An 11,640-nucleotide genomic window follows, 5' to 3' on the forward strand; every position below is an offset into this window, starting at 1 on the left:
AAATATTAAACGTATCGTACTGCTAGTGACACTTGTTGTAATGGCTAGCAAAGTCTTTTTCTAAACATAAAGACCACCAACCTGACCTTACAAAAGCCATAGCAGAATAACTGAATCATTTTGTAAAGAATAGATTAATAGCACATTTATTTTGTTGTGAATGCCTAAACTTGTGTTTAGGCATTTTTTTGCACTTTAACGAATTAATTATAAAAACATTCACAATATCTCGTAATTGCATTTGTTATATTTACATAAAATAATAAATATGCGTCGTCTTTTAATCATACTTACTCTTTGCAGTTGCGGACTTATATTCGCACAAAGCGAGCAATTAGCCGACGACTACTTTAAGCGTGGCGAATTCGAAAAAGCATTGCTTACCTACGAAAAACTCAACGCCAAGAAAAAAAGCTCAAAATACATCTATAAAATTGTTGCTACACTTCAACAGTTAGAACGTTATAATGAAGCCAAAGAGATTATTTTACAACGAATGCAGGAAATTAATTATCCTGCTTTATTAGTTGAGCTAGGGTATAACTATCAACTTATGGACAGTACTAACTTAGCCAATAAGTACTATAAAGAAGCTATTTCAAAAGTTACAGAAAAACCAAGCTACACCTACGGTATCGCTAGAAAATTTGAAGATCATTCACTTTTAGACCAGGCCTTAGAAGCCTATAAAAAAGGAATGGAAACAAACCCAGATTTTAACTTCAATATGCAAATGGCTCGTATTTATGGAGAACAGGGTAATATTGAATTACTTTTTTCAAATTATATCGATTACATTGAAGTAAAACCTAATTTTCTAAGTAATGCCAAACGTGCCTTTAGCGATTTTGTTTCAGAAAATAAGGACAGCGAAAACAACCTAATTTTAAGAAAACTACTACTTAAAAAATTACAATCTAATCCCGAGCCATACTGGTACGATATGTTGAGTTGGTTATACATTCAACAAAAAGAATACAACAAGGCCTTCATACAAGAAAAAGCGCTGTACCGAAGAAGTCAGGAAAGTTTAAGTCGCATACTAGATTTGGCAATGGCCACAGTTAAAGAGAAAGAAAATGATATTGCCAATTCAATTTTCCAATTTATATTAGATAATTCTCAAGATATTGACACGAGACTAACGGCTCACCAATACATGCTCGATATAGAAATTGAAAATGCCGAAAAACAAGAGTTAGATGACATAGATGAGAAATTCAACCAATTGTTTGACCAATATGGTAAATACGAACAAACGATTGCGCTTCAAATTGCCTACGGAAATTTTCTCGCGTTCAATAAACATCAACCTAAACGTGCTAGTGACTTTTTGAAAAAGAGTCTAGAGTTACAGTTATCTGTATTTCAAGAGGCAAAAGTTAAGCTGAAGTTGGGAGATATCCTTGTCTTTCAAGAACGATTTAACGAAGCCTTAATTTACTATACTCAAATTCAGGCTAACCTTAAAAACAGTACCATTTCTCAAGAAGCTAGATTTAAAGTAGCAAAAACAAGTTACTATAAAGGTGATTTTCAATGGGCAGAATCCCAATTAAAAATATTGAAATCATCTACATCACAGCTTATAGCTAATGACGCCCTAGATCTTAAGTTGTTGATTTCAGATAACAAAGATGAAGACTCGTTACAAACAGGATTAAAACTCTACTCCAAAGCAGACCTGATGTCTTTTCAAAATAAAAATGAAGAAGCTATTGGGCTTTTAGAGACCATATTAACCGAGCATAAAGGTGAAACCATTGAAGATCAAGCCTTGTTTATGCAAGCAAAGTTGTTTGAAAAAACCAATCAAATTGACAAAGCTGTGGATAATTATGAATACATCATTGCTAACTATAGAGATGAAATTTTAGCCGATGACGCTCATTATTTTTTAGCAGAACTCTACCAAAACAAGCTAGATCAGCCAGAAAAAGCTAAAGAACTTTATGAGAAGATTATTTTTGACCATGAAGACAGTATCTATTTTATAGAAGCCAGAAAACGCTTTAGACGACTGCGTGGTGATGCGATAAATTAGATATGACTAGTTGAGATGAATATTAGCTTTGATCTTGATAGCACATTAATTCCATGTGGAAACGAATTTGAAACAGAATATAGAAGTGTAATAGCTAAGTTATTGGGCGTAGAAGAACTACGAAAAGGCACTAAAGAGTTGATTTTCCAGTTACAGAAGCGTGGACATACTATTCATATTTACACAACATCTTTTAGAACAAAGAATAAAATTCGGAAAACCTTAAAATACTATGGAATTAAGGTTAACACGATTATCAATCAGAAAGAAAATCAATACGTTTTAAGATCTAAAAATATAGATGCCTCAAAATATCCAAAAGCATTTAATTTTGATCTGCACATTGATGATTCGAAAGGAGTCGCTATTGAAGCAAAAAAATATAATTTTGAAACGCTTATAATAAAGCCATCTGATAAAAACTGGGTTGAAACCATAAAAAAGAACATTAAAAACCTTAACTAACCAATGCAAATCGCAGAAACCAACAGACTTATATTCTCTAAAATCACTGTAGATGATGCGCCTTTTATTCTAGAATTAATGAACTCTCCTGGTTGGATAAAATATATTGGAGATCGCAACGTGAAAACTGTTGAGCAAGCCAAAAGTTATATACAAAACAATCAACTCAAATGTTATGAAGATTTTGACTTTGGATATTACAAAGTGCAACTAAAATCTGAAAACCTAAAGCCTATTGGTTCCTTTGGATTATTAAAACGAGATACCCTTGACCATGTTGACATTGGGTTTTCATTACTTCCAGGTTATGAAGGCTTAGGCTATGGTTTCGAAGGTGCTTCCCAACTTATGGTTCTTGCAAAAGACACATTCAACATAAAAACAGTATGTGCCATTACACTTCCAGAAAACCAAGCTTCAATTCATCTTTTGGAAAAATTAGGCTTATCTTACCAAAAAAGGATAAAACCCTTTGACAACGGCGAAGAACTTCTGTTATTTGTAAAAAATTTATAAAATTCAATAGTTTGCGTCAATCGCAGGATCATTAAATAAAAACATATGATTATATATAACGTCACTATCAATATTGATGATAGCGTTCATGATGAATGGTTAGTATGGATAAAAGAACATATCCCTCAGGTATTAGGAACTGGAAAATTTGATAAAGCTACTTTAACCAAAGTACTTGTTGAAGAAGAGATGGGCGGACAAACATATTCTGTACAGTATCGTTCTTATTCTAGAGAAGCTCTAGATGCCTATTATAGAGAAGATGCTGAAAGACTAAGAACAGACGGTCTTAAAAAATTTGCAGATAAAATGTTAGCCTTTAGAACTGAGCTTCAAATCGTAGATGAATACACCGTAAACTTTAAATAACGTGGCAAACAACTATCAAGTTAAAGCAAAAAAACACTTAGGTCAACATTTCTTGACAGACGAATCTGTAGCTCAAGATATTGCAGACACTTTAAGTCTAGAAGGCTACAAACATATATTAGAAATTGGTCCAGGTATGGGTGTTTTAACCAAATACTTGCTAGACAAACCCATCAAAACTCATGTTATTGAAATCGATACCGAATCTGTAGATTATTTAAAAGCCAATTATCTCAATTTGGCAGATCGTGTATACGAACAAGATTTCTTAAAGTACGACCTCACTAAAATTTTCAACAACGAACCCTTCGCCATAATAGGAAATTTCCCTTATAATATTTCAACTCAGATTGTCTTCAAAACGTTAGAAATGAGGGCTCAAATTCCAGAATTTTCAGGCATGTTTCAAAAGGAAGTTGCGCAACGTATTTGTTCTAAAGAAGGCTCTAAAGTGTATGGCATACTTTCAGTATTAACCCAAGCATTTTATGATGCCGAGTATCTATTTACAGTACCACCAACTGTTTTTAATCCACCTCCAAAAATAGACTCTGGAGTATTACTTTTAAAAAGAAAAGAAAACATGACACTGCCTGTTGATGAGAAGCTTTTTTTCAGAGTGGTAAAAACGGCATTTCAACAACGCAGAAAAACCCTACGTAACAGTTTAAAAACATTCAATCTTTCCGATAATTTAAAAGCAAATGTTATATTTGGCAATCGTCCAGAACAACTAAGCGTCGATTCTTTTTTGGAACTCACACAACTTATTGAAAACGACGATACAAATACGTAAAACCATCTCGTTTGATCGAAGAGAAAGAACATAATCAATTTGAGCTTACCAATGAACTCATTGAACAAGTAGAAATGCATGTCGCAAATAGCGATGACAAAACACTTAAACTACTGTTAAATGAATTTCATTACGCCGATATTGCCGAAATTCTAGATGAACTAGATTTAGATGATTCGATTTACGTTATTAAATTATTAGATTCTGAAACAACTTCATATATTCTTACAGAACTTGATGACGATACCAGAGAAAAGGTACTCGAAAACCTATCAGCCAAAGAAATTGCCGAAGAAGTTGAAGAACTAGACACAGATGATGCTGCCGATATCATTGCAGAGCTTCCAGAAGAACGTCAGGCCGAAGTTATCTCCAGAATTGAAGATGATGAGCATAGAGAAGAAATCACAGAACTTCTTGCCTATGACGATGATACTGCAGGTAGTTTAATGGCTAAAGAACTCGTTAAAGTTTACGAAACATGGACAGTTGCAGGATGTTTACGTCGTATTAGAGGTCAGGCTAAAGAGGTGACCAGAGTCCATTCTATTTATGTTGTAGATAAAGAAGAGAAACTTATTGGTCGGCTGTCTTTGAAAGATTTAATTGTAGCCAAAAGTGAACAAAAGATAGCTGATATTGCTAAAGACAACGTAGACTATGTTAATGTTGAAGACGATGTTGAAGACGTTGCCAAAGTTATGGCTAAATACGATTTAGAAGCTATTCCTGTAGTTGACAATGAGCAAACCTTATTGGGAAGGATTACCATTGATGATATTGTTGATGTTTTAAAAGAAGAAGCAGACAAAGATTATCAACTAGCAGCTGGTATTACACAAGATGTCGAGGCCGATGATAGTATTATTGAACTCACTAGAGCACGATTGCCATGGCTGTTCTTAGGATTAGTTGGTGGTGTTGGTGCTTTTTTGATTATGGAGGGTTTTCAAAATACATTTGAAAAATATGCAGTATTGTTCTTTTTCACACCATTAATTGCTGCAATGGCAGGCAATGTTGGTGTACAATCGAGTGCCATTATTGTACAAGGTTTGGCTAATGATGATGTTAAAGGTAGCATCAATAGTCGTTTACTAAAAGAAATGTTCCTCGCAGCACTTAACGGTACTATTTTAGCGCTCTTCTTGTTTTTATTTGTTTGGGCAACAAAAGGCGAATTCTATACAGCACTTGCTATTTCGGCTTCTTTAATCGCTGTTATTATTGTTGCAGGTTTAATAGGAACTTTTGTTCCATTATTCTTAAACAAAAGAGGTATTGATCCTGCAATCGCTACAGGGCCTTTTATCACAACAAGTAATGACATTTTCGGAATTCTCATCTATTTCTGGATTGCCAAATTGATTCTTAATATTTAGGGCGTTCCCCTTCGGGTCGTGCTCTCACAAGTCGCTCTCTTCGAGGAGCTCCAACACATGTTCCATCACTAACGCAAAACTTTGTAACTTTAAAGCATAAAAATCTATTACCTATGAAACCCATAAATATTAAAGAAAAACACGCCATGTTCTCCAAACAATGGCACCCGCATCGTATAGCCACAGTAGATAATATGCAGGTCATTCTCGCTAAAATAAAAGGCGAGTTTGTATGGCATAGTCATGATGATGAAGACGAGTTGTTCCAAGTTATAAAAGGCACACTCTATATGCAATTTAGAGACCGAACGGAAATCGTAAAAGAAGGAGAACTCATCGTTGTTCCTAAAGGCGTTGAGCATAATCCATGCACCAAAAATGACGAAGAAGTGCATTTGTTATTATTCGAAAAGTTAGATACAGCGCATACTGGTAAGGTCGAACATGAAAAAACACAAACCGAATATCCCGAAATTTAATTGTCATGTCGAACGAAGTTGAGACATCTCAAGACTAGATTTATCAATCATCACTCTGTTCCTCATGTCGAAATGACCACTATGAATATACTTCACCTAGACAGCAATCATCCTTTGCTTATATCACAACTTAAGGCTTTAGGTTTTACCAACAACGAAGACTACACCTCTTCAAAAGAAGCTATAGAAAATCAAATTCATGTCTACGATGGCATTGTTATTCGAAGTCGGTTTAAAATCGACAAACAATTTCTTGATGCTGCTAGTAACTTAAAATTTATTGGCCGCGTTGGCGCAGGACTTGAGAATATTGATTGCAATTATGCTGCAAAAAAAGGAATCAAATTAATATCAGCTCCTGAAGGTAATCGTAACGCCGTAGGAGAACATAGTCTTGCCATGTTATTAGCACTTTTAAATAAATTAAACAAGGCTAACGATGAAGTTAGCAACGGCAAGTGGGATCGCGAAGGTAATCGCGGCAGTGAACTAGACGGAAAAACCGTTGGGCTAATTGGTTATGGTAATATGGGAAAAGCCTTTGCTAAAAAATTGCGAGGTTTCGATGTTGATGTGCTTTGTTATGATATCAAACCCAATGTTGGGGATCAGAACGCCAGGCAAGTGTCTTTGGAGGAACTTCAAGATAAATCTCATGTGCTAAGTCTTCATACTCCAGAAACACCATTAACGGTTAATATGATTAATTCAGAATTCATTAGCAGGTTTAAAAACCCATTCTGGTTAATCAATACAGCTAGAGGAAAAAGTGTTGTTACCAAAGATTTAGTAGTCGCTTTAAATTCTGGTAAAATATTAGGTGCAGGACTTGATGTGTTAGAATATGAAAAGTCGTCTTTTGAGAATATATTTTCCAACCAAATGCCAGAAGAATTCAAGTATATCATTTCCGCAGAAAATGTGATACTTACGCCACATGTGGCAGGATGGACTGTTGAGAGCAAAGAGAAACTCGCTCAAACAATAGTCGATAAAATAAAAACAGAATTTCTATTGAAGTAATCTATTGAACTTAAAATTTATAATTTTAAGACATGAAAAAAACCATTCTTGTTTTTGGCTTGCTCATTTTAGCACTACTCTTGTTATTTCAATTTAGTAAGTATGCGTTGGTTTCAAATAACTTAAAAATTGAAATCATAATAGCCATTATTGCAATTGTATTCTTTGCTATTGGTGTTTTCATAAACAAGAAAAGTTTGCACAAACACAATCTAGTATCTAAAGAAATTGATCATAAAAAAATAAAAGACTTAGAAATTAGCAATCGAGAATATGAAGTTCTTATAGGAATTTCAGAAGGTTTATCTAATAAAGAGATTGGAGACAAACTTTTTGTGTCTGAAAGCACTGTAAAAACACACGTTTCAAATTTATTATCAAAGCTAAATGCTAAGCGTCGTACTCAAGCCCTTCAAATTGCTAAAGACCTTCAAATTATTTGAAATACTAAGGTATTAGAACCAAAGTATGACCATTTTGGTACTTTAGTATGAACTAAAAAATCGAGCATAAATCTACTTTTGATGTGATAACATTTAAAACTCATCATTATGAAGAACACAATTATTAAATACGGAATTTATGCCTTTATTACGGCCTCTGTACTATTCTTATCAGGATTTTTAATAGGCAAACAAATTGATTTAGATTTTAATACCATGGCCATTTTCGGATATGCCTCAATGGTATTATCCTTATTGTTCGTTTATTTCGGAATCAAACATTTTAGAGATCATGTTAACGATGGAAAAATTAATTTAGGAAAGGCCATTGCGATTGGGTTGTTGATCTCCTTGTTTGCGGCTATTGGTTTTGCTATAGTAGATTATATTTACACGACTTCAATTAATCCAAATTTTGCCGCAGAATATAAAGACTATTCAATGGCGCAGCTCCAAGAAGCCAATCTTTCTGCGGAAGTATTGAAAGAAAAAACAGAACAACTGGAAACATCAATGGCAATGATGGGAAGCTCAACAGCTCTTGCATTTATAATGTTTGCGACTGTTATGATTATAGGATTTATCATATCTTTAATTTCTGGATTAATCCTTCAACGTAAATAAAATTAAATATTATGCAATACAAAGCAACGTCACCGGAAGACTATATAAGTCAATTACCTGAAGAGAGAAAAGCACCAATTACAAAATTAGATCAACTCATAAAAAAACATATGCCAAAAGGTTTAGAAGCAGGATTAGGATATGGTATGTTGGCCTATTATGTTCCAAAATCTATATATCCACCAGGATACCATTGCAAACCTTTTCCACCCCTACCTTTTATAAACTTAGCATCACAAAAGAACTTTATTGCATTGTATCATTCTGGACTATATGCCAAAAAAGAACTTTATGATTGGTTTGTTGCGGAATACCCTAAACATAGCAAGTACAAACTAGATATGGGGAAAAGTTGTATCCGATTTAAAAAAATTGATGATATTCCTTATGACCTGATAGTTGAACTTTTAGGCAAGATGTCTGTAGACGAATGGATTGATATTTACGAAACCGCAATACATAAAAAATAAATGAAACATAGAGTAACAGGAATAGGAGGTTTGTTTTTTAAATCAAAAAACCCTCAAGCATCAAAAGATTGGTATCAAAAACACTTAGGGTTTAACACCGATGACTATGGCTGTACCTTTTGGTGGAAAGATAAAAACGGTAACGATTGTTCTACACAATGGAGTCCATTTAAGGATGACACAAAATACTTCGAACCGTCTAAAAAAGAGTTCATGTTTAATTATCGTGTTGAAAACTTAAAGGAACTTTTAGTGACTTTAAAGGAAGAAGGTGTCACAATAGTAGGCGACATGGAAGAATACGATTATGGAAAATTTGGTTGGATTTTAGATAATGAAGGTAATAAAATTGAACTTTGGGAACCTGTTGATCAAGCTTTTAAGTAGTCGTGTAACAAATTTTATATTTAAACTACTCATAAATAAACAATTAGAATGACCGAAGACAACGAAAACTTAGAAGACGATTTAAAAAACACTGTAGATGCTGCAGAAGATGCCGTTAATGACACAGCAGATGACGTTTCAGACACAACAAATGAGCTAAAAGATAATGCTGTAGACGCCTTTAATACAGCAAAAGAAAAGGCCTCAGAACTTGCAGAAGATGCTAAAGAGGTTTTAGGAAATGCCAAAGACAAAGCCACTGAATTTATTCAAGGAGATGGCAAGGAGATGTATAATAATGCCAAAGAAAAAGCCTCTGAATTAGCGAATGCAGCTGGCGAAAAAATTGGCGCATTTGCAGATACCGCTAAAGAAAAAGCAAAAGATCTTGCCGAGGATGCCAAAGAATTTGCTGGTGAAGCAAAAGAAAAGGCTGGAGAATTTATAGAAGATGCTGGCGAAAAACTCGGGGAATTTGCAGATGTTGCTGAAGACAAACTAGAAGATTTGGCCGAAGACGCCAAGGAAACATATACCGAAGCAAAAGAAAAAACTAAGGGCTTCTTTCAGAAGTTGTTTGGTAAAAAATAACATCATCTATCACATTTTTATTAACTTTATAAGATAACCATAAACGCTATTTATTATGTCTGACGATAATAAGAACTTAAGTGACGACCTCAACGAGATGTTAGGTGACGCCAAGGACAGTGCAAAAAAAGCCGCTGATAAAGTAAGTGAAAAAGCAAGTGAATTTGCAGAAGATGCAAAAGAATTTGCCGGTGAGGCTAAAGAAAAAGCAAGTGAATTTGCTAAAGAAGCTAAGGCTTCTGCAAAAGAATTTGCAAACGATGCCGAACAAATTCTAAGTGATGGAAAAAATGTTGGAATAATTGCTCACATAACTCTTATAGGTTGGATTATCGCATTAGTTATGAACAATGGCAATAAAACGGAGTTTGGTTCATTTTATATCAGGCAGGTTTTAGGTATTGCGCTCTTGGCATTAATACTTGCAATTATTCCTATAGTCAACTTTGTAGCTTGGATACTTCCATTAATAATGTGGATTATGAGTTTAATTGGTGCCCTAAGCGGAGAAAAAAAGCCCGTCTTTTTGTTGGGTGATCAATTTCAGGATTGGTTTAAATCCTTATAAAATAAGAGCCGGAATATCAAATATTCCGGTTTTGTTATATTTTTATTATCGTAATATTGCAATATTACGATAATTTACTATCTTTGTACCCAAATTGAAAGTTATGGGAGTTACAAAACGCTTTATTTATTCAGACCATATTAATGACATTGCCAATATTGCAAAAGTATTTGCGCATCCTGCTCGTGTTGCAATTTTAAAATATATTAGCGAGCAAGAAGGCTGTATTTGCAACGATTTGGTTGATGAAATTGGTCTATCTCAAGCCACGATTTCGCAGCACCTTTCTGTTATTGGTGATTCTGGGCTGTTAAAAGGAAGGTTTGAAGGCAAGAAAAAATGCTACTGTCTCAACCTTGAACGTTTTGAAGAATTCCAAATACTATTAAACTCATTTTTTAACAAAGCAGCATCTAGTTGTTGCTAAACCTTTATAATAAAAGAGATTATATCTCCTCACTAAAAAACATAAATAGAACTCAGATGAAAACACAAGAATTATTTTCAATACTAGAACAAAACCAAGACAAATCTTTACTTTTTGAATACTTACCAAATGCGTTTGTTGGTGCTAATTATCACATTACTGAAGTTAAACATATGGCCATCAACTCTGTAGATTGTGGCTCGCAAATCGATAACTGGAACGAAACAATTATCCAGCTATGGGAAAGCCCTAGTGAAATTGGAAAAACCGAATTCATGTCTGTATATAAAGCGCTTGCCATTCTAAATAAAGTAGGAAAAATGAAGCCATATGATGTTGACGCTGAAGTTAAATTTGAATACAGTAATGCAACATTTCACACAGCACAATTGTTTGTTAGTGATTTTCAAATCGAAAATCAAAAACTTATTTTCAAATTATCGGTTGAAAAAACAGATTGTAAAGCTAAAGAAGCATGTGGTATTTCAGAACAATCAAAAGAATTAGTTGCTTCAACTGACGAGCCTTGTTGTTCTCCAGATGGCAACTGCTGCTAAACAATGCTATGGTTATTGAGTTAAGAGCATTTAGAAAGGAAGATTTCAAAGCCGTTTTGAACATCTACAATGAGGGTATAAAAACTGGTATCGCTACATTTGAAACCAAACTACCCAAATGGTCAGAATGGCATAAAAAACATAATCTTCACCCAAGACTTGTTGCAACCTTTAATCAAAATATTGTTGGATTTGCCGTACTGTCAAAAGTGTCTCAAAGAGCGGTTTATAAAGGTGTTGCCGAAGTAAGTATTTATGTTGCACCACATATGCAAGGTAAACACATAGGAAAGCAGCTGCTTTTGCAACTTATAAAAGAGAGTGAATGGCTCGGCTTTTGGACCTTGCAAGCTAACATTTTTAAAGAAAATAAAATTAGTATACATTTACACAACGTCTGCGGATTCCAAGTTGTTGGAACCCGTGAAAAAATAGGAAAACTAAATAATAAATGGTTTGATAACGTCCTTTTAGAAAGACGAAGTCAACTAATATAAAC

Annotated in this window: 17 protein-coding genes; all 17 read left to right on the top strand. The window is 34.2% G+C overall.

Going from position 1 to position 11,640, the window contains the following annotated elements:
- Positions 1 to 268 precede the first annotated feature (268 nt).
- The 17 genes from Q0893_RS00865 (at position 269) to Q0893_RS00945 (ending at position 11,638) form a co-directional block, all read left to right on the top strand.
- Complete coding sequence (locus Q0893_RS00865) at positions 269 to 2,044, top strand: tetratricopeptide repeat protein (RefSeq protein ID WP_299271892.1); 1,776 nt, start codon at positions 269 to 271, stop codon at positions 2,042 to 2,044.
- A 15-nt stretch (positions 2,045 to 2,059) separates the two neighbouring features.
- Complete coding sequence (locus Q0893_RS00870) at positions 2,060 to 2,509, top strand: HAD family hydrolase (protein ID WP_298901444.1); 450 nt, start codon at positions 2,060 to 2,062, stop codon at positions 2,507 to 2,509.
- Positions 2,510 to 2,512: 3 nt separating this feature from the next.
- A complete protein-coding gene (locus Q0893_RS00875; RefSeq protein WP_299271895.1) occupies positions 2,513 to 3,025 on the top strand; it encodes a GNAT family N-acetyltransferase in 513 nt (170 codons plus the stop codon).
- Positions 3,026 to 3,070: 45 nt separating this feature from the next.
- Positions 3,071 to 3,394 carry a DUF4286 family protein gene (locus Q0893_RS00880; RefSeq protein ID WP_298901442.1) on the top strand — a complete coding sequence of 108 codons (324 nt, stop codon included), beginning with the start codon at positions 3,071 to 3,073 and terminating at the stop codon, positions 3,392 to 3,394.
- Position 3,395: 1 nt separating this feature from the next.
- Positions 3,396 to 4,190 (top strand): 16S rRNA (adenine(1518)-N(6)/adenine(1519)-N(6))-dimethyltransferase RsmA, encoded by a 795-nt coding sequence (rsmA, locus tag Q0893_RS00885; protein WP_298901441.1) that lies wholly within the window; start codon positions 3,396 to 3,398, stop codon positions 4,188 to 4,190.
- 11 nt (positions 4,191 to 4,201) lie between these two features.
- The gene (gene mgtE, locus Q0893_RS00890) at positions 4,202 to 5,572 is read left to right on the top strand and encodes a magnesium transporter (protein WP_298901440.1); all 1,371 of its coding nucleotides are present in this window, start codon (positions 4,202 to 4,204) and stop codon (positions 5,570 to 5,572) included.
- Between the two features lie 113 nt (positions 5,573 to 5,685).
- Positions 5,686 to 6,051, top strand: a complete 366-nt coding sequence (locus tag Q0893_RS00895; RefSeq protein ID WP_299271897.1) for a cupin domain-containing protein — start codon at positions 5,686 to 5,688, stop codon at positions 6,049 to 6,051.
- 81 nt (positions 6,052 to 6,132) lie between these two features.
- Entirely contained in the window at positions 6,133 to 7,074 is a 942-nt protein-coding gene (locus Q0893_RS00900) for a 2-hydroxyacid dehydrogenase (protein ID WP_298901438.1), read from the top strand.
- Between the two features lie 32 nt (positions 7,075 to 7,106).
- On the top strand, positions 7,107 to 7,517 hold the full coding sequence (locus tag Q0893_RS00905; RefSeq protein WP_298901437.1) for a response regulator transcription factor: 411 nt from the start codon (positions 7,107 to 7,109) through the stop codon (positions 7,515 to 7,517).
- A gap of 108 nt (positions 7,518 to 7,625) precedes the next feature.
- On the top strand, positions 7,626 to 8,141 hold the full coding sequence (locus Q0893_RS00910) for a DUF4199 domain-containing protein (protein ID WP_298901436.1): 516 nt from the start codon (positions 7,626 to 7,628) through the stop codon (positions 8,139 to 8,141).
- Positions 8,142 to 8,152: 11 nt separating this feature from the next.
- Complete coding sequence (locus Q0893_RS00915) at positions 8,153 to 8,611, top strand: DUF1801 domain-containing protein (RefSeq protein ID WP_299271901.1); 459 nt, start codon at positions 8,153 to 8,155, stop codon at positions 8,609 to 8,611.
- Positions 8,612 to 8,998: a VOC family protein gene (locus Q0893_RS00920; protein WP_299271902.1), complete on the top strand. Its 387-nt coding sequence runs from the start codon at positions 8,612 to 8,614 to the stop codon at positions 8,996 to 8,998. It abuts the gene before it with no gap.
- Positions 8,999 to 9,046: 48 nt separating this feature from the next.
- Positions 9,047 to 9,589: a hypothetical protein gene (locus tag Q0893_RS00925; RefSeq protein ID WP_298901433.1), complete on the top strand. Its 543-nt coding sequence runs from the start codon at positions 9,047 to 9,049 to the stop codon at positions 9,587 to 9,589.
- Positions 9,590 to 9,644: 55 nt separating this feature from the next.
- Complete coding sequence (locus tag Q0893_RS00930) at positions 9,645 to 10,157, top strand: YtxH domain-containing protein (RefSeq protein ID WP_298901432.1); 513 nt, start codon at positions 9,645 to 9,647, stop codon at positions 10,155 to 10,157.
- 103 nt (positions 10,158 to 10,260) lie between these two features.
- Complete coding sequence (locus tag Q0893_RS00935) at positions 10,261 to 10,584, top strand: helix-turn-helix transcriptional regulator (RefSeq protein WP_298901431.1); 324 nt, start codon at positions 10,261 to 10,263, stop codon at positions 10,582 to 10,584.
- Between the two features lie 56 nt (positions 10,585 to 10,640).
- Positions 10,641 to 11,141 (top strand): DUF6428 family protein, encoded by a 501-nt coding sequence (locus tag Q0893_RS00940; protein WP_299271905.1) that lies wholly within the window; start codon positions 10,641 to 10,643, stop codon positions 11,139 to 11,141.
- 8 nt (positions 11,142 to 11,149) lie between these two features.
- Positions 11,150 to 11,638: a GNAT family N-acetyltransferase gene (locus Q0893_RS00945; protein WP_299271907.1), complete on the top strand. Its 489-nt coding sequence runs from the start codon at positions 11,150 to 11,152 to the stop codon at positions 11,636 to 11,638.
- Positions 11,639 to 11,640 lie beyond the last annotated feature (2 nt).

This window comes from uncultured Psychroserpens sp. (assembly GCF_947494225.1).
Lineage (GTDB): Bacteria > Bacteroidota > Bacteroidia > Flavobacteriales > Flavobacteriaceae > Psychroserpens.